We start from the raw sequence: 25,039 nt of genomic DNA on the forward strand, positions 1-25,039 counted from the left end.
TTTTTTGCTTATGAACCTCGATCAATTTACCGCCTCACTGCAGGATAAAACACCCCCTGCCGATCTGAACCCAATTTTGACTGCGCTCTGGCATGACGCGCGGGGCGAATGGGCAGCGGCCCACAACATTGCCCAACTGAAAGAAGGGACGCCTTCGTACGATCATCTTCATGCCTACCTTCATCGGAAAGAAGGCGATTCATTTAATGCCAGCTATTGGTATCGCCGGGCTGGCAAACCCACCTTCAAAGGTTCGTTGAAAGACGAATGGCAGGAATTGGTAGGTACCTATCTGTAAGGATTAGCGCCGAAGCTCCAGCTTCGGCGCTACAGGTAATATCCAGCCAGAAAAAAAGGCCGCTCCCAGAAGGGAACGGCCCGCGTTCGTCGATGAATTAGTAATATCGTTAGTTCAGAACTTCTTCTGTCAATAAGTCTTCTACATTGACCAGTGGCAGACCCCAGGCATCGGCAACGCCTTTATAGACCACTTTGCCTTCAACCACGTTGAGGCCCACTTTCAGCTCGGCGTTATCGCGGCAAGCTTTCAGCCAGCCTTTGTTTGCCAGCTGAAGTGCATACGGTAGGGTAGCATTCGTCAGGGCCAGCGTACTCGTGTACGGAACGGCGCCGGGCATGTTGGCAACGCAATAATGCACCACGTCGTCGATGATAAACGTCGGGTTTTCGTGCGTAGTAGGGCGGCACGTTTCGATGCAACCACCCTGATCAACAGCTACATCGACCAGCACCGTACCGGGACGCATCAGTTTCAGCATGTCGCGGGTGATCAGGTGCGGAGCTTTCGCGCCTGGAATCAGCACGGCACCAACGATGAGGTCAGCCGTTTTGATTTCTTCCCGGATGCTGTATTCGTTCGACATCATCGTGTCGACGTTGGCAGGCATTACGTCGGCCAGGTACCGTAAACGAGGCAGGCTAACGTCCATCAGCGTGACGTGGGCACCCAGGCCAGCTGCCATGCGCGCCGCCTGTGTACCTACGATGCCACCACCCAAAACAAGTACTTTCGCTGGTTTCACACCTGGTACGCCGCCCAGCAGAATACCGCGACCCTGCTGTGGTTTCTCAAGATATTTAGCCCCTTCCTGAATGGCCATCCGACCAGCTACTTCCGACATGGGAACCAGCAAAGGCAGGCTACGATCTGTTTTTTCAACGGTTTCGTAGGCCAGGCAAATTGCTCCTTTCTCAATCATCGCATGCGTCAGTTCTTCCGACGAAGCGAAGTGGAAATAAGTAAACAGCAGTTGGTTTTCCTTGATCAGCGGATACTCCTGCGCAATGGGTTCTTTCACCTTGATGATCATCTCGGCAATGCCGTATACCTCATCAATGGTAGGCAACATGGTAGCGCCGGCCCCGATGTACTCCTCATCGTTGAAGCCGCTGCCCACCCCGGCATTGACCTGTACATAGATCGTATGACCATGCTTACGCAGTTCGGCCACACCCGCTGGCGTCAATGCCACACGGTTCTCATTGTTTTTGATCTCTTTAGGGACGCCGATTACCATGCGATTTCTGGAGTTGAGAATGCGTTGTGTTTATACTTACAAAACTAAAAAATCAACTACTGTTTTCTATGGTGTGCTATATATTTGGGAAATTTCGGTTGATTAGTGCAGTTTTATAGAATATAATTCTTTTTGCTGACGGTTTTAACATGTTTATCCATTCATTTTTCCGCTAGGCTGCTGTACTATGGAACTGGACAAAATTGATAGGGCAATACTGACCCTTTTGCAAACCAACGCTCACCTGACCATCCAGGAAATAGGGCAACAAATCAGTTTATCAAAGACGCCCGTTCATGAGCGGATCAAGCGCCTGGAGCGGGAAGGCGTTATTGCGCGATACGTTACGGTACTTGACAAAAGGAAGATTGGCAATCCGCTGGCGGTTTTCTGCCAGATCACGCTCGATAAACAGACCGCTGATAATTTTGCTGGTTTTGACCGCGCCGTGCTCGACCTGCCCGAAGTGCTGAGTTGTCATCTGGTGTCAGGTACGTTCGATTACCTGATCCACGTTATCGTGCCGGATATGGACGCCTACAACCAGTTTTATCGCGAACGACTATCGGTGATTTCCGGGATCGTGCACATCAGCAGCTTTTTTGTGATGGCGGAGGTGAAAAATACAACGGCGGTTCCTATCTGACTGGTTAGAGACTAAACGAGCAGCTTAAACAGCCAACGGAGGGAGGTGAAACCTGAAAGAATTGCTATCAGACACCAGGTTGTAGCCTTTGGTAGGCCTTGATTATCAGGCCTTACTTGCCAGTGCCGCCTTCTATAATTGGCTAATTCAGGGAAAGGATATTCACCTATGGGGGAAATGGAGCGTTTAATAATATTATGAACGTGTCTACATACTAGAACCAGGCGTTTGTCGTAAATTGAGTTCAGAGAGGCCACAGGATAATGGCCGGAACACTCATCTACGTTATGCTTCTTTTCATGAAAAATTCTCCACGCTGGCTTCATGCCTGCTGGCTGATTGTGGGTCTCATCGCCTTTTTTGCAGCCTGTAAAAATCCAGATCCCGCTCCGCCTGCGCCGGCAGTGACGACGATTACCAGCGTTGATCCGGCTTCGGCACCGGTGGGAAGTACCATTGCCATTAACGGAACAAACTTCAGTACAACGCCCGGAAGCAATACGGTGCTGGTGGGCGGTGTAGTGGCTACCGTGGTATCGGCTTCTGCTACGCGGCTGGTGGTTACGGTTCCAACGGGTGCGCAAAGTGGCGCTATCGCGGTAACGGTAGGAACCACCACCGTACAGAGTCCCACCTCGTTTACGGTGTCGCTTAAGCCTTTGAAGCCGGTAGTTGAACTATCGGGTACCCTATTCCGTAACCGGAACCTGTCAAAAGACACGATCTATCTGCTGAGGGGGTTTGTGTATGTGGCGGCGAACTATACCATGACCATTCAGGCCGGTACTGTAATCAAAGGCGGCGGGGCCGACCTTGACCCGGCTGGCCAAAGCAACGCAGGTACGTTGGTTGTTGAGCGCCTTGGGAAGCTGGTTGCCAACGGCACCGCTACCGAGCCAATCGTGTTTACGTCGAACAAGGCGGCTGGACAACGCTTCCCCGGCGATTGGGGTGGGATAGTCCTGATCGGTAAATCGCCGACTAATCGCCCCGGTGCCACTACCTACATGGGTGGAATACGTGGAACGGCCGAGACCTATAATGAGCCGGAAGATAACAGTGGTTCACTTCAGTATGTCCGGATCGAGTATGCCGGAACGAGTCAGCGCGGTACACCAAACGGTAAACTGGCCGGCCTGACTATGATTGGCGTGGGAACGGGCACGGTGATCAACCATGTGCAGGTGACTCAAAGCAGCGGTGATGCCTACGACTGGTATGGGGGTACCGTACCCGCTAAATACCTGGTTGCCAACCGCGTTACCGACGACGACTGGAGTACCGACTGGGGCTACATTGGTCAGGTGCAGTTTGGTGTTGCCCTCCGCGATGCCGCCGTGGCTGATCCGTCGGGTAGTAATGGCTTTGAATCGCAGAACTACGATCCGGGTGAGAATGCTGATGGTACGCCACTAACGCGCCAGAACGGGTTGCCACAAACGGCTCCGGTATTTGCCAACATGAGCAACTTCGGCACCAGCACCACACCCGTGGCCATAACGGCGGCTAATTCGTTGACGGGCTATTATCAGTCAGGTATCTATGTACGCCGCAATACAGGTATCAGCGTGTATAACTCGCTCATCTACGGTTATCCGGAAGGTGTCCGTTTTGAAGGCTCATTGACAGGGATTGCTACCAGCCTGACGGCTACCAGCGGCGCCATTGACCTGCGCGGTAACGTGTTTGCCAATACGTTGTCGCCTGTTGTGGGCGGCGGGGCGGTCACTAATGCGCTGGCCAATACGTACCTGACAACGGCCACGCGCCAGAACCAGATTGTTAGTTCGGGCGATATCGCCTCGTTGATGCTGAACGGTTCGAATTTTAACACGTCTGCGCCCAATTTCCTTCCCCAGACGGGCTCAACGCTGCTGGGTGGTGCTGTAACGGGCGGTAAACTGACCGGCTCGTTCTTTACACAAACGACCTACCGGGGCGCTTTCGGTACTGATAACTGGATTAGCGGCTGGACGAACTTCAATCCCCAGAATACCGATTATGACCGGTAGAGTTTAACTTCACCAAACGAAAAAGGCTATCTACTTCCGTGGATAGCCTTTTTCGTTTGGCGGGTGTATTGCTTCTCGGCGTAGCTCCGCGCCTACTTCTTCGTCGGCTTGGCGCTCATGTAAAACGTCAGCTTTCCCCCCTTCAGCAGGTCTTCATGGGTGATGATCGGTTGCGTCACTGTTGTGCCATTGAAGACTACTTTCGAGACATAAACATTCTTGTCGCTCTGATTCAATGCCTCAATGGTTAGCGTCTGTCCGTTTTCCAGAGTTAGTTTGGCGCTTTTAACGAGCGGGCTTCCCAATGAATAGTCAGATGAACCGGGTGCTACAGGGTAAAAGCCCATGGCAGAAAACAGGTACCAGGCACTCATTTGACCGCAGTCGTCGTTACCGCCCAGTCCGTCGGGGGTGGGTTTATACTGCATGCGCAGAATCTGCCGGATGCGTTCCTGCGTGCGCCAGGGCTGACCGGCCCAGTTGTAGAGATAGGCAATGTGGTGGGCTGGTTCGTTGCCGTGAATGTAACCGCCGATGATGCCCTCGCGGGTGATGTCTTCCGTTTCGGCGAAAAATTTATCGGGTAGGTGCATGGCAAACAGCGTATCCAGCCGGGCGGCGAATGCCTTCGGACCGCCCATGGTCGCAATCAGTGCCGTTGGGTTCTGTGGAACGAAGAAACTGAAGTTCCATGAATTGCCTTCTATAAAGCCCTGACCGTCGGTACTGAATACGTCAAACGCCTGCTTGAACGACCCATCGGTGAGGCGCGGCCGCATGAAACCGATAGATTTATCGAAGACGTTTTTCCAGTTCTCTGAGCGTTTCAGGTACGTTGCGTATACCTCCTGCCGGTTCAGTTTTTTGGCCAGTTGGGCAATACACCAGTCGTCGTAGGCATATTCGAGTGTATTCGATACTGACGTGCCGTTGGCCGTTGCCGGAATGTAACCCCGGTCGATATACTCGCCGATGCCTTCATAACTTCGGTGGTTCGACGTGGCAATACAGGCTTCCAGCGCCAGGTTCGGGTCGCCCTTGAATACACCTTTAACCACAGCATCGGCCAGTACCGACACGCTATGGTAGCCGCTCATGCACCAGTTGTCATTGGCGTAGTGCGACCAGACCGGCAGCATCTTCAGCGTGCTTTGGTCATAATGTTTCAGCATCGACTGCACCATGTCATTGTTCCGAGCAGGCTGTATCAGGTTGAAAAATGGGTGCAGTGCGCGGTACGTGTCCCAGAGTGAGAACGTAGTATAATTGGTAAAGCCACTGGCCTGATGCACACCCTGATCCAGCCCTTTATACTGCCCATTTACGTCCATGTAGGTGGTTGGATTGATGAAGGCGTGATACATGGCGGTGTAGAAATTCACCTTGTCATCATCGGCAGCGTCGATCTGAATCTTGTTCAGTTCTGCATTCCAGGCGGCCTGTGCCTTGTTTCTGGCCTGCTCGAAGTTCCAGTGCGGGATCTCGGCCTTCAGGTTGGCCAGCGCGTTTTCCTGACTAACCGGCGAGAGTGCCATCTTCAGTTTTACCTGCTCGCCTTCGCTGGTGTCGAAGTCGAAATACATACGAATGCGCTTGCCGGCAATCTCCGGAAAATTACGTGTCTGGTCGAATTTGCGCCAGAAACCCCGGTACACCTGCGCTTTGTCGAGGTTTTTCTGACCGTATGATTTGAATGGTTTCGAGAAGGAGAGCGCAAAATAAACCGTCCGGGTACGTGCCCAGCCGTTGGTTTGCCGGTAACCCGTGATGAGCGTATCGTTCACCACCCGCACAAACGTCCAGACGGTTTTGTCGTCGTAATTATAAATACCCGCGGCCAGGTCCAGGATGATATGTGACTGGTCGGATTTAGGGAACGTGTACTGGTGAAAGCCCACGCGGTCAGACGCCGTTAGTTCGGCCGTGATGTTATGATCGTCGAGTTTGACTTTATAATAACCGGCCTGTGCCACTTCGTTGGTGTGCGAAAAAGCTGATCGGTAACCCGTTTTGGGGTCTTTGGCAATGCCAGGGTTGAGTTGCAATGCGCCCTGCGTGGGCATAATCAGGAAATCGCCCAGGTCAGAATGGCCGGTGCCGCTGAAGTGCGTATGGCTGAAACCAACGATGGTCTTATCTTCATACTTATAGCCCGCGCAATACCGGTATACGTCGCCGTTATACTTCCCGTTGACATCATAAGATAACGTATCTGAATCAGGGCTGAGTTGAACGGAACCGAATGGCGTGGTAGCACCCGGATACGTATGCCCCATTTTTTCCGTACCAATCAACGGACGCACGTAGGGAACCAGATTTTGTTGGGCGAAGGAAAGCAGGCAAAGCCCCTGCAAGAGAAAAATACAGCATAACTTGATCATGTTTCAAGGTATGCCCATTTGCCCAAACTGCGGCTTTATAATGCCCAAAAAGTGCCTGTAAGCTCAACAAAAGGGCTATTTAGACTCGTAAACGAACGTATATCGTAAGCCCAGTGTCTGGTTGCGTGCACTACTGATCAGCCCTTCCGGCCCCTGATACTCGTAGCTATATGTGTAATTTGCTACTGGCTGGTTGTTCGTATTGGTCTGAATCAGCATGGCGTTTCCCTTCGCATCTCGTTCTGTTTGGGTGATGATCTGTCGGCTAAACAAGCTTGAACACGCGGCGCCTGGCGGGCAAACGAGCCAGACAGAATCAACGCGCGTTGCCTGTTTGGTGTTGTCTGAAAAAAGCTGCCTGGTCGAATCGCTCGGGTAGGCCGTATTGCAGGCGCAAAGCGGGCTAAAGTAGTTGATGGAGGTGGCTTTGGTCAGGGCCTGGCCCGTGTAGCGGTACGTCGTTCGGCCGCTCAGGCTGAGCGGATAAATAGATACCCTTGATTTCCGCGAAACAGAAGCCAGTAAACCACCAGTGTAGGTGTAGTCGATCACGGCTGCAGGCGTTTCTGTAGGTAAGCCGTTGTTATCCAGTGGGGTAACTAACTCGCGTGCCAGTCGTGAATCAGCATTGTAGGAGTAAGACACAACCCGACTAACAATGCCGTTTGCCTGCCCTTCCGTAAACGTACGCGAAGCCAGCAGCCCCGCCTGATTGTAACGAAAAACGGATTTGGCAATGAGGCTGCTGTCTTTATAGATGTTTATCTCGCGAATCCGTTGTGTTGCCGATGTCGGGAAAGGCATCGCGAAATGGGCATACAGATCAACCGCCGCCGACAGGGTCGCCGTGGTACTGACCACAGACGTAGTATTGCTGACGGGCGAAGTGCTGCTCGCTGGCGTAGTAAGCGCTGCCGTGACCGCCGCCGTTGGGTCAACTGATTTTTGACAGGCCCAGGTGCTTAATAACAGGAGCAGGACAGACGTCTGGAATAGTTTCATGGCAACAGTCGGGATAACGTGAACTACTAACTAAACGTAGTTTGTCGCCGGTTTTGATGAAGGATACCCATATTACCAACTGGTTTCCTTATTGAATGGGCGATTGGCGACCGGAATTACCTGCCCGTGGGTTTGTTTCATCACGGCCCGAAGTGCGGGCTTAACGGCACCAAACGTAGCTACCGCTGCTTCGCTCAGCCACGAATGACCGAAGAGTTTCTGCACTGTTCGACCTACCCAAAGCCGACGGCTGAACAGGACTGACCAGTTGGTCTGGTAGGTACGTTCCAGTTCGGGCCGGGTCAGTTTACGGCGCAGAAATTGGCTGGCTAACCCGCTGGCTAGCCTGGCCCCGTGAATGGCCATCGCCATGCCGTTTCCGCAAAGCGGCGTAATTAAGCCCGCCGAATCACCTGCCATTAATAGATGGTTTTCAACCGCCCGTTTCGGTGCAAACGAGATCTCGTTAATTACCTCGGGGCGTTCGTACAGGAACGTACCTGACTCAAAAACGGCCCGAAGGTGCGGATTCTGGTATAGTGCGGCTTTTTCCATCGCCGGAATGGTGCCATGCGTGCGCACGTTGGCGCGGGTGGTCAGGTAGCAGAGACAGTATTTGTCTGCCTCAATCGCCGACATGCCGCAATAGCCATCCGGGAAGTTGTGTAACGCAATGACGTCTTTCGGGAAGTCGATGCCGGTAATATGGTATTTTACCCCGACATACGGTGATACCTGCCGCATAAACGCCCGATCGAGTGTTTTATCCAGCTTCGATCGTTTTCCGAACGTACCCAGCACAAGCCGGGCAACCAGCGTTTCACCACTGGAAAGCGTGACCGCAAATTGGTCATCGGCAAAATGGACATTCTCGGCGCTTTGGCCAAGCCGGAAATTGACACCCGATGCCAGACCGAGATGGTATAACTGGTAATCGAGAACGTACCTGGAAATGCCGAAGCCACCCAGATCGAGTGGGGCGTTCAGTAGCTTACCCGATGGTGCCGACAGCCAGAACTCTCTAATTCGGGCAGCATCCAGGCCATCCAGATCAACGCCCAACGATTCCAGATAGGGCCGCACTTCATTGGAGACGTATTCGCCGCAAACTTTATGGAATGGGTAGGTCTTCCGTTCTACCAGCGTGACGCCGAAGCCAACCCGCGCCAGTTCGAGCGCGCTGACTAAGCCAGCTAATCCGCCGCCAATGATGATCACGTCCTGCATGGCTGATAAACAAGGATTTCCATCCCAGAGTTACAAAAAGGGTTTACCACAGAGCACATATGATAACCTGTTTTTTCTCGGTGTTCTCTGCGACTCTGTGTTTACTACCCTTTTTGTAAAGCCTCAATCCGGTTTACATTTGTTCTATGCCAACCACTATTCAAACGCTTTCTGCCAACTGGCAGCGCCAGTATCCAACGTACCTGAATGAGTATCAGTCGGGCAAGACTAGTTACGTGCCTACTCTGTTACCACAAACGGCCGTGCAGTTTTCGGTCTATCAAACGCTCGATATTCTGCAAAAACGATTGGGTACGGATCTGATGCGGAAGGCGCTGGACCCGCAGCAGAGCGTTGCCTCGCCGGTTTTAGGGCAGCAGAATGGCGCATGGCTGAAGCAAAGCCGCATGGTAGGCATCAATGTGCGCACCATCGGCTCGTTCTGGAATGTGATTAATTACATGCTGACGCTGCCCGCCTGCCACGATAGCATACACCTGTTGCCCATCTGGGAGCCAGGCGTGGTGGGAAGCCTCTATGGCATGGTGAGTTGGCAGATCAACCCCGAATTCTACAGTGTCGATCTGGCCCGGTTCATTCCTACGCTCGATACCGTCGACAAACAATTGAAAGTGGTTGTGAATCTGATACATGCCATGGGGCGCACCGTGGGTATGGATGTGATTCCGCATACCGACCGGTTTTCTGAAATGGCGCTGGTACACCCGGCCCTGTTCGAATGGGTACACCGCGACGATTACCGGCTGGTCGATCATTCCGAGAATGTATATCGCCATGTAGAAGAGGTGATCTGGCAATTCCTGCACCAGCACGGCACCGCCGACGGAAGCCCGATTACCTACTCGAAAAGTGTATTTTTCTCGACCCAGATACCGCTATTGACCGACGAGCAGCGCCACCTGATTCTATTCGGTCGCCCCGGCGATTATAGCGGCCGCCTGCAACGCCGCCTCGACCTGATTAAACACCTGACGGCGCAGGGATTCGAAACCCTGCCGATGACGATGGCCCCGCCATACCGGGGGCTGCACATCGTTCCTGATGATTTTGTGACAGATGAGTTTGGTCAGGTCTGGTATCAGTACAGTTTCAATCAACCGCAGCAATTCTCTCGGGTGTTTGGCCCCCTGGCGCGGTATAAATTCTACCATAGTCTCGACGATAACCGTGACTGGCAACTCGATTTCGACAGGCCAAATCAGCCTGCCTGGGATTATATCTGCCAGAACGTTCACGCCTGTCAGCAGCGGTTCGGCTTCGACTTCATGCGCGGTGATATGGCGCACGTGCAGTTGCGCCCCGAAGGTGTTCCTGCTACGCCCGACGCCTATTACGACCCACTACGCACCATCAAGCATTACGTGCAGGCAAAGGGAACGCCGCACTTCGCCTTCTTTGCCGAGACTTTCCTGGCCCCGCCGGATACGATGGCGTATGGCAACGAAGTAGATCACCTCGAAGCCATCGACGCCGACAGTACGCTGGGTGATCTGCAATCGATGGTGGTGGGTTCAGGTACGTTCAACGAGCAGCTATGCACGTACCTGGAGCTAGCCGAAACGCGACGGTTTGCGCCCAACTTTACGGTCATGACCGCCGATAAAGATGACCCGCGCTTCGATGAGTTTTACCGGACCGGTAACCTGTTCCGGTATTTTGTCAGCCTGTTTCTACCTGAACTACCCAGCTATGTCGGCCTTGGCTTCGAGATCCGCAATCAGCACGACGAGCGCGGTGCCAACGAAGAGTACACGAAGCTCTACGTTTTTCGTATCTCCGATGAGGACCAACTCGACAAGGTAACCCACGGTCCGTTTGTGTGGGGCCAAAACGCCGATCAGTTTGTGGCTATTAGCCGAATCCGAACCTTCGCCGAACAGATCTGGAAGGACGTTGCCGGACAGCCGGTTACGTGGATCCAGAAACCCGATGTAAACGCAACGGGTGGTACTGCATTGTCGTGGAAGGTGGGAGAGACGTACCTGTTCACGGCCGCTGTTGGTGAAGCGGAGTCACCAGCAGGACAGGGAATGTTAATCTTCGAAGAAAGCGGTTGCCGCGTGTATCGGGTTGGTTGATTGGTGAATTGGTTAACTGGTTGATGAGTATGGACGATCGAAACTCCCTCGTGCTGCTCCTACATGTCAACCAGTCAACCAATTCACCAATCAACCATTCCACCAATTAACCAGCAAACCTTATTTCGAGGTGCAGGAACAGAGCCTCGCGCGATTTTGTTAATTTTGTACGATACGTTCTTAAACTGTAGCGAGCGGTTTCTTCGTTACACTCGCTTTCACCGGCAATTGCCAACCAATCATGAGCAAAGAAGTTGAACTCTTAGAGAGCATTACCAACGCCGAGTACAAGTACGGGTTTGAAACCCTGATTGAAGCGGACGAAGCTCCCAAAGGGCTGAACGATGATATTATTCGCTTTATCTCGGCCAAGAAAAACGAGCCCGAATGGCTGTTAGACTGGCGGATGAAGGCGTTCCACATGTGGCAGGAGATGGAAGAGCCGCACTGGCCTAACGTCAAATATCCGAAGATTGACTATCAGGACATTATCTATTACTCGGCGCCAAAGCAGCAGAAAACGGTCGGCTCACTCGATGAGATTGATCCCGAACTGCGGCGTACGTTTGAGCGGCTGGGTATTTCGTTGTCAGAGCAGAAACGGCTGTCGGGTGTAGTTGATGAACCCGTTGATGCCAATGGAAACCCCATTGAGCGCCCGCGTGTAGCGGTCGATGCGGTAATGGACTCGGTTTCTGTAGCCACGACGTTTAAAAAAGAACTGGCTGAGAAAGGCATTATTTTCTCGTCGATCTCCGAAGCCGTTCACGATCACCCTGAGCTGGTAAAAAAATACCTTGGCTCCGTTATTCCGCCTAAAGACAATTACTTCGCGGCCCTGAATGCTGCCGTGTTTACCGACGGTTCGTTCTGTTATATTCCGAAAGGCGTACGTTGCCCAATGGAGCTGTCGACTTACTTCCGTATCAACGCGGCCGGTACCGGTCAGTTTGAACGGACGCTGATCGTGGCTGATGAAGGGTCATACGTGAGTTATCTGGAAGGCTGTACCGCCCCGATGCGTGACGAAAACCAGTTGCACGCAGCCTGCGTAGAGCTGATCGCCCATGATAATGCAGAGATTAAATACTCGACCGTTCAGAACTGGTATCCCGGCGATAAAAATGGCTTGGGTGGTGTTTATAACTTCGTAACCAAGCGCGGTATCTGTGATACCAACGCCAAAATTTCGTGGACGCAGGTTGAAACGGGTTCATCGATCACCTGGAAATACCCATCGGTTATCCTGAAAGGTGATAATTCGATTGGTGAGTTCTATTCGGTGGCAGTGACCAACAACATGCAGCAGGCCGATACGGGTACCAAAATGGTGCATATCGGTAAGAATACGAAGAGCCGGATCGTGTCGAAAGGCATCTCGGCTGGTAAGAGCCAGAACTCATACCGTGGACTGGTCGAGGTAATGAAACGTGCCGATAACGCCCGGAATTTCTCGCAGTGCGATTCGCTGTTGCTGGGTGATAAGTGTGGCGCACATACCTTCCCGTACATCGAAGTGAAAAACCAGTCGGCCACGGTTGAGCACGAAGCTACTACGTCGAAAATCGGTGAAGATCAGTTGTTTTACTGCAACCAGCGCGGTATTCCAACTGAGCAGGCCGTAGCCCTGATCATCAACGGATACGCTAAAGAAGTCTTGAACCAACTCCCGATGGAGTTTGCCGTCGAAGCCCAGAAATTGCTGGAAATCAGCCTTGAGGGTTCGGTAGGATAAGGGATCTGCTTTTATATATAAAGAGGGTAGACACGGGTTCAACTCCATGTCTGCCCTTTTTTTGTTTGACGCTGATGCGCGCGCGAAGCAATACACACCAACAAAGCGTCAGCAATCTATCTAATTCAACGCCTACATTCCCCGCTCAATCCCCATTTCCAGGCCGCGCAGTTCTGCCAGGCCGCGTAGGCGACCAATGGCTGTGTAGCCTGGGTTGGTTCGCTTTGTCGGATTGAGATCATCGAGCATACGGTGGCCGTGGTCGGGGCGGAACGGAAGGCGCAGATCCGGGCGGCCTTCCTCTAGTCGGCGTTTCTGTTCCAGCAGTAGGGCCTTCATCACGCCATACATGTCAACGTCGCCCGCCAGGTGATCAGCTTCGTGGAAATTACCGTCGGCATCGCGCTGGGTGGCGCGCAGGTGAATGAAGTTGATACGGTTGCCCAGGCGTTCAACCATACCGGGTAGGTCATTATCAGCGCGAACGCCGTAACTACCCGTGCAGAAACACAGGCCATTATGCTTGCTCTCATAGGCGGCCAGCAGTTGGCGGGCATCGGCTTCCGTACTCACTACGCGGGGCAGGCCCAGAATCGGGAACGGTGGATCGTCGGGGTGAATAGCCAGCAGAATACCAGCCTCTTCGGCAACCGGCGTAATTTCTTTCAGGAACGAATACAGGTTGGTGCGTAAAGCAGCTTCGTCTACGTTGTCGTAGGTGGTCAGCACGTCGGCGAAGGCTTCGAGGGTAAAGCTTTCTTCACTGCCTGGCAACCCGGCGATGATGTTGCGCGTCAGCTTCTGGACGGCGGCATCATCAGCCCCATCCAGCCAGTTTTTGGCCCGACTCAACTGTTGGGTCGAGTAGCTTTTTTCGGCTCCTGGCCGTTTCAGTATATACACTTCAAACGCGCAAAATTCGGTGGTGTCGAATCGGAGGGCGCGCGAACCGTCGGGCAATTGGTAGTCGAGATCGGTGCGGGTCCAGTCGAGTACCGGCATGAAGTTGTAGCAGACCGTATCAATACCGCACTGTGCCAGATTGACCAGACACTCTTTGTAGGTCTCGATATACTGCTTGTAATTTCCCGAAGCCTTTTTAATGTCTTCGTGAATGGGTACACTCTCGACCACCGACCAGGCAAGTCCGGCTTGCTCGATCTCGTCTTTCCGCTTCTGAATCTCGTCTACAGTCCAGACTTGTCCGTTTGGAATATGATGCAGCGCGGACACGATGCCTGTTGCACCTGCCTGCCGCACGTCGGCCAGACTAACGGGGTCTTGTGGGCCAAACCAGCGCCAGGTTTGTTCTAATGCCATAAGAAAAAAGGGTATTTCGATTTAATGTGTTAAGCCAACGCGTAAAATAACGGTATACAATCAGGATGTAGGCGAACAATCTGCCAATTCCGGATTGGTTTTTGTGCTGCTGCGTCAGCCGATTGACTCTGGCTGCGGGAGCAGATGCTTCTGTACTTTGCCCAGAGCCGTTCGGGGAAGGCTATCGACGGCTACAAATGCTTTGGGAAGCTTGAACGACGCCAAACCGGCCTGACAACGGGCTGATAACGACTCGGCATCGAACGTACCATTCGGCACAATGTACGCCACCGGCACTTCACCCCGGCGGGCATGGGGCACACCCACCACGGCAGCCTCGGAAACATCGGGCTGTTCGAGTAGGAACTCTTCAATTTCGCGCGGGTAAATATTGAAGCCGCCCGAAATGATCAGATCGCTTTTCCGGCCGCGTAGGGTAACGTACCCGTCGGCGCTGACAACGCCCATGTCGCCTGTTTTGAAATAGCCATCGGCCGTAAACGCCTGCTTCGTCGCCTCGTCGCGTTTCCAATAGCCCGCACAAACGTTGGGACCTTTGATGTGTACTTCGCCCTCAACATCAACCGCGACTTCTTGCCCCTCTGGGTCCAGGATACGGGCCGAAATGCCGGGTAGTGGGAAGCCGATGGTGCCGGGCCGCCGCTCACCGATGTACGGATTGCTGATGTTCATCAGGGTTTCGGTCATGCCGTAGCGTTCCAGAATGACGTGGCCAAATTTGGTATCGAACGCCTCCATCACCTGCGCGGGCAACGGGGCCGAACCCGATACGAACAACCGCATGGTCGATCGCAGAGCGTGGGCCATTTCGTCGGGCCAGTCGAGCAGGCGGATGTAGATCGTGGGTACACCGAAAAACAGCGTGGGTTTGAACTGGATCAGGTCGTTGGCCGCTGTCTGGTAATTAAATCGTTCGAGCAGGCGCATCCGGCACCCCGAGAGCAGCCAGCAATGAATGCCGTTGCCCAGTCCGTGCACGTGGAAAAGGGGCAGCGGAAGCCAGAACCGGTCGGCTTCAGTGATCTGCCAGCACGCCACCAGATTCACAGCGTTGGCAATGAAATTGTTATGCGTTAAAATAGCGCCTTTCGAGGCTCCCGTTGTCCCCGACGTGTAGACCAGCGCCGCCGGACTATCGCCGGTTGTTGGGTTGTCCAGCAGGGGCAAACTCGTCTGTTCGTTGGCTTCTGCCACCAGATCATCCACTTCCCAGAAGGGAAAATCGCCAGGTACGTTGCCCGAGGCCACCAGTGCTTTTGGTTCGGCGTCAGATAGAATATGAGTGATTTCCCGCTCCCGATAGAGGATATTGACGGGTACGAAAATGACGCCCAGCCGCAGACAGGCTAGATACAACTGAATAAACGACGGACTATTTTCGAGATATACGGCCAGCCGGTCGCCAGCGGTCAGACCACGCCTGATGAGCGCATAGGCCATCTGGTTAGCCTGTTCGTCGAGCTGACCGAACGTCCAGCTTTCGGCGCCAAATTCCAGGGCGGTCTTATCACGCCGACCAGATAAAGACAGGTCGAAGAGTTGGGTTACATTCATTTATCGTTGATTTTGAGCGAAACAACACAGATAATCAGCGCGAAGATACCGAGGCTGACAAACGCGGAGGTGAACGAACCGGTGAGGTCAGTGATCTTGCCCACCAGCGGGGCGCCCACCAGAATCATGACGATGCCCAGCATGTTCACGAGGCCCATAGCCGCACCACCCCGACCCGGAAACAGAGCAACCGCCCGGTTGAACAGCGACGCATAGGGCAAGCCGCACCCCACGCCCAGCAGCGCAATGCCGAGGATGGCCACAGCGAGTGAGCTACCTGAACTAGCCAGCAGGAAACAACCGGTAGCGTTCATAGCAAGGCTGATCAGCAACAGTTTTCGAACACCTAACGTACCTACCAGGCGACCACCCCACGGCCGGGAAAAGATACCGATCAACAACACGAGCGAGGCAATGAAGCTGATGAGCAACTTTGTCTCCGGTTTTTCGCCGAGTTGCTCTTTCAGGAGTGTTGTTGTCCACGTACCCACTACGATCACCAGCCCAAACGAGGCCATCTGCACCAGGCCCAATAACCAGAGCTGCCCGTGCGACAGCATAGCCAGCAGGCTTCCCGGCGCGTGCTTGTGTACGGGCGCTTCGGGCGCAGCAAACAGGCAGAGTAGGAGTACGCTCAGGGCTACGAGTGCGGTAGAGATAAACGCACCCGGCCAGCCAAAGGCTTCGGCCAGACGGGGAACGGCGAAAATAACAAAGCCTGACCCCAGCAGCACCGAACCGCCGTAGAGCCCCTGCGCCATGTGCAGGCGATTGGCCGGTAACACCTGCGTCAGGTAGCGTGCCCCCGCCACGAAGCTGCTACCCGTTCCCAGGCCCGTCAGGACTTTCCAGAACAGGAGTTGGTTATAACTTGTGGCGAAAGAGATGCCGAAATTACCCAGACACACCACTCCGAGCGCACCCAGCAGCACTCGCCGCCCGCCGTAGGTATCGGCCAGGTGACCGCCGGGAATCTGCATGAGAGCATGGGTCAGGAAAATGCCGGTGGTCAATAAGCCCGCCATCGCTTTGGTAACGCCAAATTCCTTGATCAGTAGGGGCACCAGCGGCGCGTGGTTGGTGTAGTTGCATGAAAACGCAAACCCCACCGAGCAGGCACAAAGTAAAATAAGGGTTTCGCTGGAAATGGCCGGTCGGGTGGTTTCGTAGGCTGTTTCAGTAGATTTTAGGTTCATTGCAGGGTAACAAGCTTAGGTTTGCTTAATAAGCACTACCTAGCATTTATATCCTGCTTCGCTGTGCTCTATAATTGGCGTCCCAAGGCTTTCGCTCACTAATTTCTCTGGCGCAATAGCGTATTACTGACGTGCAGCCCCGCGTTAGCAATACGCTATTGTGGCGCTAGCTTCTTAAACCAGCATACCCGCTTTCTGCTGTTCAGGGCCAATCTCGCCCAAATGAGTCACGTTGAAACCGGTCGTGTACTTCAATCCGTAGCCCATCATGCGGTCCATGGCCGAGTGTCCGAAGAGGATAATGCCTGCCAGCAGGAGATAGCTATTTCCCAGTAGGAATCCGGCCAGGCCAACCAGAATAGCTATTCCTTTGTGGTGAAAGAGGTTATACGTGAAAGCACCAACGGCAGTATTGATGGCGTAACCAATCATGCTTACATCGGGCAGCAGGAGCAGAGCGGGGTAGAGCCACCAGACAAACGGCAACTTGGCAAACAGGATGATCGATAGGGCGAACTGTGCCGCTTCTTCAAGTTTTAGTAGCGATTTCATTTGATAGACAGCCAGATAGCTGTGGTTTGAATACGCTACAAAGGTCAGCTGGGGGCGTGGCTCAACTCGTTAACAAAAGATAAGGAATTGATCGCAGTGTATTGCACTGAACTAGCTTGATTAATTGTCTGCGCCTGAAATTGGGTTATGTTTGAGACGGAAACTGTCAACCTTTTCCAGGATCAGACAGAACGTACAGGCGTATCGATGAGGGTAACTCGATAAGTAACGATTTGATAACGTACCTGGCAAACCGACTTATGATGGCCACCTCGTACTTTGATCGCATGGCCTGGATCGCTCTTTTGCTGGCGGCTGTCTGTCAGACCGTCTGGACGTATTCGCTGAAATATGCCGATTTCGGTGCGCTGGTAAGTCTGCGCATCACCTTGCCGATTCTTGGGCTGGTACTGCTCAACATAGTATCGGGGCTAGCCAACGTTTACTTCCTGAATATAGCGTTCAGGTACGTTCCGCTCACCACAGCTTTCGGCCTCTGGACTGCCGGTACGCTGGTATTTATTAAACTGGCCGATGTGCTGTTTCTGAAAGCTCCGTGGTCATTTGCCGAGTTGTTCTTCGTTGGCCTGCTGGCCGTAGCGATCGTTGGCCTTAAACTGGCGGCACCCAACTAAAGCGGGAAAGCAACAAAGAGTGAATGGCGCTGCGTTGCCTCAGTCAGAGTCTGTAAGTTTGCAGGGCGCTCATTCACTTGCGCATTCTTCACTTTTTTCCGCTCTCTAACCATGCAACCAGACGAATCCCGCCAATTTCCAATTGGCCGTTGGTCGGGCCAGACCGACTTTACTGCCGACGAAATCCGTGTCCGTATTCAACAGCTCCGCGATTTACCGGGACAGTATAGGCAATTGACCGAGTCGCTATCAGATGATGAACTGGCACGTACCTACCGGCCCGGCAGCTGGACGGTCAGGCAATTGGTTCACCATGTGGCCGATACACACCAGTGGCATTATTTCCGGATCAAGCACGCGCTGACTTTGCCCGAGATCGCGCCGGGGATGTTCAGTGACGTGAACAACTGGGCAAAACAACCAGACGGACATGACCTGCCAGTGGCGGCTTCATTGGCTATTCTGGAAGGGTTGCATGAGCGGCTGGCTTATCTGTATGAACACTTGCCTGAAGCCGACCTGCAACGGGCGTACTACCATCCCTTCCGGCAGTTAAACGTGTCGCTGGCGCAGGCGATCGACATGGTTGTCTGGCACGCGCAACACCACCTGGCGCATATCAGATTGGCGTTGAACTAAGTTTTCAGTCTTCTGTCCTCCGTTTTCTATTACTCTGATTAACATTGTGGTTGACTAGCAGAGCAACATAAGACGGAGGACAGAGGACTTTTTTTTATTCCACCACCACACCCATCGCGCAGAACTTGTCGATGCGGCTGTCGATCCGTTGTTCGGGTGTCATCGCGTTTAGTTCGGCCAGGGTATCGAGAATGGTTTTCTTCAGTATATCGGCCATGGCGGCGTGGTCGTGGTGCGCACCGCCCAGTGGTTCGTCAACGATACCATCTACCAGGTGAAAGGCCTCCATATCGGCGGCGGTGAGTTTCAGTGCTTCGGCCGCCTGCTCTTTGTAGTTCCAGCTACGCCACAGGATGGATGAGCACGATTCGGGTGAAATGACTGAATACCAGGTATTTTCAAGCATCAGCACGCGGTCGCCGATGGCAATGCCCAAAGCTCCGCCCGATGCACCTTCGCCAATGACGATGCAGATCACCGGCACTTTCAGCATAAACATCTCTTTCAGATTGCGGGCAATGGCTTCGCCCTGTCCGCGCTCTTCGGCTTCGAGGCCCGGAAACGCACCCGGTGTATCGATCAGTGTAACGATGGGCCGGTTGAATTTCTCGGCCAGTTTCATCAGCCGTAACGCCTTCCGGTAACCTTCGGGGTTGGCCATGCCGAAATTGCGTTGCTGCCGCTGCTTGGTATTGCGGCCTTTCTGCTGCCCAATGATCATAACCGTTTGCCCGTCGATATCGCCGAAACCACCCACCATTGCCGGGTCGTCGCGTACGGTGCGGTCGCCGTGGAGTTCGATAAACTGATCGCACATCCGTTCAATGTAATCGAGCGTGTAGGGGCGGTCGGGATGGCGCGAGAGCTGTACCCGCTGCCAGCGCGTCAGGTTCTTGAACAGGTCATGCCGAAGCCGGTCAATGCTCTCTTCAAGGGTAAGTACTGCCTCTGAGACGTCGATCTTACTGGTCTCGGCCAGTCGTTTCATCTCATCGAGCCGGCCTTCCAGGTCGGCAATAGGCTTCTCAAAGTCGAGGTAGGTCTTCATCTTTGGGGTTTACAGTTTTCCGTTTGCTGTTTACAGTTGCGCTGCTAGCAAACCGCGTGGTTGATTAGCAGCGCAACTGTAAACAGCAAACGGAAAACTGTAAACTGTTTTAAAGTTCATACGACTGGCCTTTGGCGGGGATCTGTACGTTCGGGTAACCCGCCTCGGCCAAGGTTTCTTTAAATGATTCCATGCTACTGGCGTCGCCATGTACCAGGAAAATGTTCTTCAACGTGTCGGGCGATTGCATCTGCACGAAATTGAGCAAATCGTTGCGGTCGCCGTGCCCGCTGAAGACGTCAATCTTTTCAATGTTGGCCAGCACCTGCTTTTCTTCGCCCTTGATCGTCAGCGTGGGCTGTCCGTTCAGCAAGCGCCAGCCCAGCGTCCCTTCGGCGCAGTAGCCGATCAGCAGAATGGTGCAATACGGGTTGCCAATGTTGGCGGCTACGTGGTATTCAACGCGCCCGCCCTGTACCATGCCCGACGACGAGATGATGATACACGGTTCGTTGTAGTCAGAGACCGCTTTACTGGCCTTGCTTGATTCCAGAAACTCGAAGTTCTCGAAGTCGAACAGGGTCTCGTTCTCGTCGAAGAAATCGCGGGCTTCTTTGCTTAGCTGCCGGATATTCTTGGCGTAGACCTTGGTGCTCTCAAATCCCATTGGGCTATCCGAGAATACTTTGATGGGTTGAAAGCCACGCTGAGTGTAAAGTCGGTTGAGCGTATACAGCAGCGACTGGGTACGTCCTACGGAAAAGGTAGGGATGATCAGCCGGCCGGGAATATCGATGCAGGTACGTTGGATGACATCGGCCAGTGCATCTTCGGGCGAGGCTGTGTCTACGTGAAGCCGGTTGCCGTAGGTCGATTCGCACACCAGGTAGTCGACGGGCGGTACGGGAGCGGGGTCAACCAGCAGGGGGTAGTTCTTCCGGCCAATGTCGCCCGAGAAACAGATGCTTTTCTTCTGGCCGTTTTCAAACACGTCGATCACGATATGAGCCGCCCCGAGCAGGTGACCCGCCGGGAAGAAGGTGACGCTGCATGATTCGGTAAGGCGGAATTTACGGCCAAACTGAAGCGCCACTACGCTTTCCATGCTCTCGCGAACCTGTTTGTCGAGGAAAAGCTCTTTCTGAAGTTTAACTTGTTTATCGAGGACTTTCTTCTTCTTGCTGCCGTTGAGTTCGTTTATTTTCCGCTGGTTCAACGAGGCCGCATCTTTTAGCAGAATGTCGGTGAGGGCAAACGTAGGTTCAGTACAGAGAATCTGGCCTTCGTAGCCTTCGCGATACAGATTAGGCAGATTGCCCGAGTGGTCGATGTGGGCGTGCGTGAGCAGCACAACGTTAAGACTGGAAGCTTCGAAAGGGAAGAAACCAGTCGTGGATGGTTCTACGGGGGGAGTTAATCCGTTCGAGCGCTCAAGATCAGACCCACAATCGATCAGAATGCGATAGTCATCCTCTAATTCCAGCAGGTACATACTGCCCGTTACCTGCTGGGCGGCTCCCCAAAATGTTAATTTCATGCGTGGTGTTTACCGTATTTATATGTCATCGCCGACGCATTCAGGCAGTACGTACCCTCAGGAGAGGCCATGTGCCGGGTCGGCTCGATTAGTCATCGGGCGGTTAAAAAGGGCTTTTCTATAACGCAGATACGGTATGCTGAATTCCCTTAGCTTTGCAAAGCTACAAAAAAGGCCTGAACAGCCTAACCCCCGTCTCGTGCTCAGTTTTCCTGCTTCGGCGTCTGCAAGCCGCCTGATTCTGCCAGTTGTCGTTGTCTTTATTTGGGCGTTAACTACCAGTTCTGCAAGCGCTCAGGTACAGGTATCGCCCGACTCCAGCGCGCTGCAACGACTACGTACCTGGGCCACATCGTTACAAACCGGCCCGCTGGCCAGCAATGGCATTGTGGCGCTCTCGGTACGGCGGGTTAATGACGGTAGGGTTATTTTTGGCCAGAATGACTTCACCAGCCTGTCAACGGCGTCGACGCTGAAGCTTGTTTCTACGGCAACTGCCTTAGCTACACTGGGCAGTACCTATTCCTACACCACAACCCTCGAATACGATGGCGTTATCAAAGACAGCATCCTGCAGGGTAACCTGTACCTGCGCGGCACCGGCGACCCCTCGTTGGGAAGCGGCCGTTTTGCCGGTTATCCCGCCTGGGCCGCGTTACTTAAAGATATATCGGGCCGGGTAAGGCAGGCCGGCATTCGGCGTATTGACGGTGCCGTGATTGGTGATGCCAGTTTCTACAATGACCAGCCTATTCCGGATAGCTGGCCCTTCAGCGACCTCGGAAATTATTACGGTGCGGGCCTGTTTGGCCTGAATTTTAATGAGAACCTGTACCGGGTTTATTTCAAATCGGGCCCAACCCTGGCTGCCCCGGCCCCCGTCTTGCGAACCGACCCGTATATGCCGCTGCTGACGTTCAACAACCGGGTGACCACCGGGCCGTCGAATTCGGGCGACGAAGTGAACATTTACGGGGCTCCCTTCCAGAATGTGGCAACGCTCGACGGTACCATTCCGGCCAACAGCCCCGAGTTTGCGGTGAAGGGAGCCATGCCCGACCCGGCTTACTTCACGGCCTATGCCATCACGGAACAACTTCGCCGCGACAGCGTTCGCGTTGCCGGGCCAGCCACTTCGTATCGGCCCGGAACCATACCTTCGGGCGTGATTGTATCGGGTGTAGGTAATGATGCGCTGGGTAGTAAGCCGCTGCCCCGTACAGAAGTGGCCAGGTACGTATCGCCGCCGTTGAGTGATCTGGTGCGTGAGACCAATTTTCAAAGCATTAATCTGTATGCTGAAGCCCTGATGCGGTCGGCGGCGAGGCAGATCAGACAGGTACCAGCTAACTGGCCGGAGTCTATCTCGGCGGTTACGGGTTTCTGGAAAAGCAAAGGCGTAGACCTGTCCGGTTTTCGCCCCCGCGATGGGAGCGGTCTGTCAACAACCGGTGCTCTGACGACCAATAACCTGACGGCTATTCTGACTGCCATGACCCGGGAAGGTGCTTACCCGGCTTTCTACGCCAGTATTCCGGTAGTAGGGCAAACGGGTACGGTTCGGGGGCTGGCAAAAAATACGAAAGCGGCGGGTAACGTGCGGGCCAAGAGTGGCACCATTGAAGGTGTGCGGGCCTATGCCGGCTATTTCACCGCCAGCGACGGTACGTTAATGGCTTTTTCGTTGATGATCAACAAATACGCTGAAGGCAAATATGCCGCCTTGACCCCTCAGATCGAACGCCTGTTTGTGCTGCTGGTAAGCTTATAAGCAGACACCTCTCACCACTGTCATTGTGTTGTAATGCTGACCGGGTCAGCATCGCCAATGATCGTATTGGTCTGATTTTCAGGTAAAACGATGATAAATGTCGTTCCTGAACCCTCTTGACTACGGGCGGTTATATAACCGTGATGGTAAGCCACCACACGTTTGCAGATGGCCAGGCCAATGCCGGTACCTTCGTAATCTGCTTTGGCATGCAACCGCTGAAATACATCGAAAATCCGGTCGAGGTATTTTTCGTTAAAACCAATTCCGTTATCCGTGATAGAAAGCTGATAATGAGGCTGGTTGTTCTGTAGGCCGGGATAAGACGAACCGGATACGCGTTCAGCCCTGATGCTAACGATTGGTGGAACACCAGCCTGTGTATACTTAAGCGCATTACTGATCAGGTTCGTAAACAGTTGCTCGATCTGAGAAGGAACGGCATCCAGTACAGGCATTTCAGGTGCTGTAATGGCTGCGTTGGTGGCCTTAATGGGTAGCTCAAGGTCTACCAGTACCCGGTCCAGCACATCGCCAATCGAAATGCGCTGAAATGCATCGGGCTGATTTTTGAGCCTCGAAAAACTCAGCAGATCGCGAATCAACTTCGACATTCGATCGGCCGAGGTTAGCATTTTGTTGAGATACAGTCGGCCATTGTTGTCTACCTGAGGCGGGTATTGCTGGTTCAGCAGATCGCCGAACGTCTGAATTTTGCGGAGCGGCTCCTGCATGTCGTGACTGGCTACAAACGCAAAACGCTCCAGTTCCTGGTTCGATTCTTCGAGTTGCTGAATTTTAGCCTGAAGTTCAGACTCATATTGCCGCAATCGGGATTCATTTTTGGCTCGTCGGTGAAGCTCCTGGTCGAGCAGATTGTAGGTGATCAGCAGCACTGCGAACGTCAGCAGCGACAGGGCAAAAATGATGACCAGTGTATTCTTGAACGACTGCCGGGCCTCGTCGCCACGCTGGAGCATAAACGATTGTTCAATGGCCGTCATATGGGCAACATGCTGCCGAATGGCATCCATCCGCACTTTGCCCGTCAGCAGATACGCCAGCCTGATTGAAATGTCTGCTTCGGGGCTAAGCCTGACCTGCCGGTCTGATATCTCGATTTTTGCGTTGATTAGCTTGGTTAGTGTGTCAACGGCCTGTTGCTGCTGTGGGTTGTCGGCCACCAACTTGCGGAACTGCTCTAGTTTGGGCCCAAGCTGAACCAGTGCTGCATTTCGGGGTTCCAGGAACAGGCTATCCCTGATTACCATGTAGCCCCGAGTACCCGATTCAATATCTTTAGCCATCGAGAACACATCTTCCAGGGAGTTGATAACCCGGAACGTATGCGCAATTCGCTCATTGGCTGCTTGCGACTGGGTATAACTGTAAAATGACAAGGCAAACCCCATACTTATCAGCAGAATAGCCAATATAAAGCTTAACGCAATTCTGCGGTTAATCTTCTCTGCCGATAAGTTTGGGAAAAGACGCATTCAACAGACGTATATAGGTGGTTGGATAACGTTCGATCTGCCGCTTTGTTGAATCAGCCTCGATTAAACAGCATCGATCCGTTCAATCACCAGGTTATGGTTGGTGTAAATGCAAACGTCGGCGGCAATATGCAAACTTTCCGTCACCATGTCAGCAGCTGAGAGGTGTGAGGCGTGCTTCTTAAGAGCCAGTGCCGCTGACTGCGCGTACACCCCGCCCGACCCAATGGCCGCTACGTCGAGATCTGGTTCAAGCACATCGCCCGTACCGGAAATGATCAATAAATCATCCTGTGAAGCTACGATCATCATAGCTTCCAGTTTGCGCAGAAACCGGTCAGTTCGCCAGTCTTTAGCCAATTCAATGGCAGCCCGACGCAGGTTATTGTTGTAGTTACTCAGCTTCTCCTCGAAGCGCTCGATCAACGTGAACGCATCGGCCGTTGAACCGGCAAAGCCTGCCAGCACCTTTCCCCCCGCCAGCCGGCGTATTTTTTTTACGTTACTCTTGGCAACGGTATTGCCCATGGTGGCCTGGCCGTCGGCACCGAGGGCAACCTGGCCATTGTGCCGGATGCCCACAACGGTAGTGGCATGAATGATCATTGACTGTGGTTTCGTGTTTGTTAT

The 25,039-nt window shown here is 53.4% G+C and carries 20 protein-coding genes; 8 read left to right on the forward strand and 12 right to left on the reverse strand.

The features are described from left to right. The first annotated feature begins 10 nt into the window (after window positions 1-10). Window positions 11-298, forward strand: a complete 288-nt coding sequence (locus tag J2I46_RS08915) for a hypothetical protein (protein ID WP_207328653.1) — start codon at window positions 11-13, stop codon at window positions 296-298. Between the two features lie 109 nt (window positions 299-407). On the opposite strand, the gene ald is transcribed toward J2I46_RS08915, so the two are convergent. Next, window positions 408-1,538 (reverse strand): alanine dehydrogenase, encoded by a 1,131-nt coding sequence (gene ald / locus J2I46_RS08920; RefSeq protein WP_207328654.1) that lies wholly within the window; start codon window positions 1,536-1,538, stop codon window positions 408-410. A 187-nt stretch (window positions 1,539-1,725) separates the two neighbouring features. On the opposite strand from ald, the gene J2I46_RS08925 reads away from it, so the two are divergent. Both J2I46_RS08925 and J2I46_RS08930 read left to right on the forward strand, forming a co-directional pair. Beyond that, window positions 1,726-2,184 carry an Lrp/AsnC family transcriptional regulator gene (locus J2I46_RS08925; protein WP_207328655.1) on the forward strand — a complete coding sequence of 153 codons (459 nt, stop codon included), beginning with the start codon at window positions 1,726-1,728 and terminating at the stop codon, window positions 2,182-2,184. A gap of 299 nt (window positions 2,185-2,483) precedes the next feature. Further along, the gene (locus J2I46_RS08930; protein ID WP_207328656.1) at window positions 2,484-4,196 is read left to right on the forward strand and encodes an IPT/TIG domain-containing protein; all 1,713 of its coding nucleotides are present in this window, start codon (window positions 2,484-2,486) and stop codon (window positions 4,194-4,196) included. Between the two features lie 92 nt (window positions 4,197-4,288). On the opposite strand, the gene J2I46_RS08935 is transcribed toward J2I46_RS08930, so the two are convergent. The 3 genes from J2I46_RS08935 to J2I46_RS08945 form a co-directional block, all read right to left on the reverse strand. After that, window positions 4,289-6,577 (reverse strand): GH92 family glycosyl hydrolase, encoded by a 2,289-nt coding sequence (locus tag J2I46_RS08935; RefSeq protein WP_207328657.1) that lies wholly within the window; start codon window positions 6,575-6,577, stop codon window positions 4,289-4,291. A gap of 75 nt (window positions 6,578-6,652) precedes the next feature. Further along, window positions 6,653-7,579: a hypothetical protein gene (locus J2I46_RS08940; protein WP_207328658.1), complete on the reverse strand. Its 927-nt coding sequence runs from the start codon at window positions 7,577-7,579 to the stop codon at window positions 6,653-6,655. Window positions 7,580-7,651: 72 nt separating this feature from the next. Beyond that, complete coding sequence (locus J2I46_RS08945) at window positions 7,652-8,806, reverse strand: NAD(P)/FAD-dependent oxidoreductase (protein WP_207328659.1); 1,155 nt, start codon at window positions 8,804-8,806, stop codon at window positions 7,652-7,654. A 146-nt stretch (window positions 8,807-8,952) separates the two neighbouring features. Between J2I46_RS08945 and J2I46_RS08950 the strand changes: the two genes are divergently transcribed. Together J2I46_RS08950 and sufB are read left to right on the forward strand one after the other, a co-directional pair. Continuing rightward, window positions 8,953-10,905, forward strand: a complete 1,953-nt coding sequence (locus tag J2I46_RS08950) for an alpha-amylase family protein (protein ID WP_207328660.1) — start codon at window positions 8,953-8,955, stop codon at window positions 10,903-10,905. Between the two features lie 241 nt (window positions 10,906-11,146). Then, on the forward strand, window positions 11,147-12,640 hold the full coding sequence (sufB, locus tag J2I46_RS08955; RefSeq protein WP_207328661.1) for a Fe-S cluster assembly protein SufB: 1,494 nt from the start codon (window positions 11,147-11,149) through the stop codon (window positions 12,638-12,640). 132 nt (window positions 12,641-12,772) lie between these two features. Here sufB and uxuA read toward each other — a convergent pair whose 3' ends face one another. The 4 genes from uxuA to J2I46_RS08975 form a co-directional block, all read right to left on the reverse strand. Then, the gene (gene uxuA, locus J2I46_RS08960) at window positions 12,773-13,960 is read right to left on the reverse strand and encodes a mannonate dehydratase (RefSeq protein WP_207328662.1); all 1,188 of its coding nucleotides are present in this window, start codon (window positions 13,958-13,960) and stop codon (window positions 12,773-12,775) included. Window positions 13,961-14,074: 114 nt separating this feature from the next. After that, window positions 14,075-15,535 carry a class I adenylate-forming enzyme family protein gene (locus J2I46_RS08965; protein WP_207328663.1) on the reverse strand — a complete coding sequence of 487 codons (1,461 nt, stop codon included), beginning with the start codon at window positions 15,533-15,535 and terminating at the stop codon, window positions 14,075-14,077. Further along, window positions 15,532-16,731, reverse strand: coding sequence for an MFS transporter (locus J2I46_RS08970; protein WP_207328664.1), 1,200 nt, complete (start codon window positions 16,729-16,731; stop codon window positions 15,532-15,534). Before J2I46_RS08970 ends, J2I46_RS08965 begins: the two co-directional genes overlap by 4 nt. Window positions 16,732-16,905: 174 nt before the next feature. Next, window positions 16,906-17,283 carry a DUF4260 domain-containing protein gene (locus tag J2I46_RS08975; RefSeq protein WP_207328665.1) on the reverse strand — a complete coding sequence of 126 codons (378 nt, stop codon included), beginning with the start codon at window positions 17,281-17,283 and terminating at the stop codon, window positions 16,906-16,908. A gap of 287 nt (window positions 17,284-17,570) precedes the next feature. On the opposite strand from J2I46_RS08975, the gene J2I46_RS08980 reads away from it, so the two are divergent. Next, window positions 17,571-17,918, forward strand: a complete 348-nt coding sequence (locus J2I46_RS08980; RefSeq protein WP_207328666.1) for a DMT family transporter — start codon at window positions 17,571-17,573, stop codon at window positions 17,916-17,918. Window positions 17,919-18,029: 111 nt separating this feature from the next. Then, the gene (locus J2I46_RS08985; RefSeq protein WP_207328667.1) at window positions 18,030-18,557 is read left to right on the forward strand and encodes a YfiT family bacillithiol transferase; all 528 of its coding nucleotides are present in this window, start codon (window positions 18,030-18,032) and stop codon (window positions 18,555-18,557) included. A 94-nt stretch (window positions 18,558-18,651) separates the two neighbouring features. Here J2I46_RS08985 and J2I46_RS08990 read toward each other — a convergent pair whose 3' ends face one another. Together J2I46_RS08990 and J2I46_RS08995 are read right to left on the reverse strand one after the other, a co-directional pair. Next, window positions 18,652-19,605, reverse strand: a complete 954-nt coding sequence (locus tag J2I46_RS08990) for an acetyl-CoA carboxylase carboxyltransferase subunit alpha (protein WP_207328668.1) — start codon at window positions 19,603-19,605, stop codon at window positions 18,652-18,654. Between the two features lie 109 nt (window positions 19,606-19,714). Next, entirely contained in the window at window positions 19,715-21,142 is a 1,428-nt protein-coding gene (locus J2I46_RS08995) for an MBL fold metallo-hydrolase RNA specificity domain-containing protein (RefSeq protein ID WP_207328669.1), read from the reverse strand. A 199-nt stretch (window positions 21,143-21,341) separates the two neighbouring features. Between J2I46_RS08995 and dacB the strand changes: the two genes are divergently transcribed. Next, window positions 21,342-22,913, forward strand: coding sequence for a D-alanyl-D-alanine carboxypeptidase/D-alanyl-D-alanine endopeptidase (gene dacB / locus J2I46_RS09000; RefSeq protein ID WP_310589006.1), 1,572 nt, complete (start codon window positions 21,342-21,344; stop codon window positions 22,911-22,913). 20 nt (window positions 22,914-22,933) lie between these two features. Here dacB and J2I46_RS09005 read toward each other — a convergent pair whose 3' ends face one another. Further along, window positions 22,934-24,409 (reverse strand): sensor histidine kinase, encoded by a 1,476-nt coding sequence (locus J2I46_RS09005; protein ID WP_229379662.1) that lies wholly within the window; start codon window positions 24,407-24,409, stop codon window positions 22,934-22,936. Between the two features lie 63 nt (window positions 24,410-24,472). After that, window positions 24,473-25,015, reverse strand: coding sequence for an ATP-dependent protease subunit HslV (gene hslV / locus J2I46_RS09010; protein ID WP_207328671.1), 543 nt, complete (start codon window positions 25,013-25,015; stop codon window positions 24,473-24,475). Between the last annotated feature and the right edge of the window lie 24 nt (window positions 25,016-25,039).

It is taken from the genome of Fibrella forsythiae (assembly GCF_017353175.1).
Lineage (GTDB): Bacteria > Bacteroidota > Bacteroidia > Cytophagales > Spirosomataceae > Fibrella > Fibrella forsythiae.

What these genes read in the sequence shown, in the direction of transcription:
- J2I46_RS08915 (WP_207328653.1), top strand. Translation starts at nt 11, where the DNA reads ATGAACCTCGATCAATTTACCGCCTCACTGCAGGATAAAACACCCCCT.
- ald (WP_207328654.1), bottom strand. Translation starts at nt 1,538, where the DNA reads ATGGTAATCGGCGTCCCTAAAGAGATCAAAAACAATGAGAACCGTGTG.
- J2I46_RS08925 (WP_207328655.1), top strand. Translation starts at nt 1,726, where the DNA reads ATGGAACTGGACAAAATTGATAGGGCAATACTGACCCTTTTGCAAACC.
- J2I46_RS08930 (WP_207328656.1), top strand. Translation starts at nt 2,484, where the DNA reads ATGAAAAATTCTCCACGCTGGCTTCATGCCTGCTGGCTGATTGTGGGT.
- J2I46_RS08935 (WP_207328657.1), bottom strand. Translation starts at nt 6,577, where the DNA reads ATGATCAAGTTATGCTGTATTTTTCTCTTGCAGGGGCTTTGCCTGCTT.
- J2I46_RS08940 (WP_207328658.1), bottom strand. Translation starts at nt 7,579, where the DNA reads ATGAAACTATTCCAGACGTCTGTCCTGCTCCTGTTATTAAGCACCTGG.
- J2I46_RS08945 (WP_207328659.1), bottom strand. Translation starts at nt 8,806, where the DNA reads ATGCAGGACGTGATCATCATTGGCGGCGGATTAGCTGGCTTAGTCAGC.
- J2I46_RS08950 (WP_207328660.1), top strand. Translation starts at nt 8,953, where the DNA reads ATGCCAACCACTATTCAAACGCTTTCTGCCAACTGGCAGCGCCAGTAT.
- sufB (WP_207328661.1), top strand. Translation starts at nt 11,147, where the DNA reads ATGAGCAAAGAAGTTGAACTCTTAGAGAGCATTACCAACGCCGAGTAC.
- uxuA (WP_207328662.1), bottom strand. Translation starts at nt 13,960, where the DNA reads ATGGCATTAGAACAAACCTGGCGCTGGTTTGGCCCACAAGACCCCGTT.
- J2I46_RS08965 (WP_207328663.1), bottom strand. Translation starts at nt 15,535, where the DNA reads ATGAATGTAACCCAACTCTTCGACCTGTCTTTATCTGGTCGGCGTGAT.
- J2I46_RS08970 (WP_207328664.1), bottom strand. Translation starts at nt 16,731, where the DNA reads ATGAACCTAAAATCTACTGAAACAGCCTACGAAACCACCCGACCGGCC.
- J2I46_RS08975 (WP_207328665.1), bottom strand. Translation starts at nt 17,283, where the DNA reads ATGAAATCGCTACTAAAACTTGAAGAAGCGGCACAGTTCGCCCTATCG.
- J2I46_RS08980 (WP_207328666.1), top strand. Translation starts at nt 17,571, where the DNA reads ATGGCCTGGATCGCTCTTTTGCTGGCGGCTGTCTGTCAGACCGTCTGG.
- J2I46_RS08985 (WP_207328667.1), top strand. Translation starts at nt 18,030, where the DNA reads ATGCAACCAGACGAATCCCGCCAATTTCCAATTGGCCGTTGGTCGGGC.
- J2I46_RS08990 (WP_207328668.1), bottom strand. Translation starts at nt 19,605, where the DNA reads ATGAAGACCTACCTCGACTTTGAGAAGCCTATTGCCGACCTGGAAGGC.
- J2I46_RS08995 (WP_207328669.1), bottom strand. Translation starts at nt 21,142, where the DNA reads ATGAAATTAACATTTTGGGGAGCCGCCCAGCAGGTAACGGGCAGTATG.
- J2I46_RS09005 (WP_229379662.1), bottom strand. Translation starts at nt 24,409, where the DNA reads ATGCGTCTTTTCCCAAACTTATCGGCAGAGAAGATTAACCGCAGAATT.
- hslV (WP_207328671.1), bottom strand. Translation starts at nt 25,015, where the DNA reads ATGATCATTCATGCCACTACCGTTGTGGGCATCCGGCACAATGGCCAG.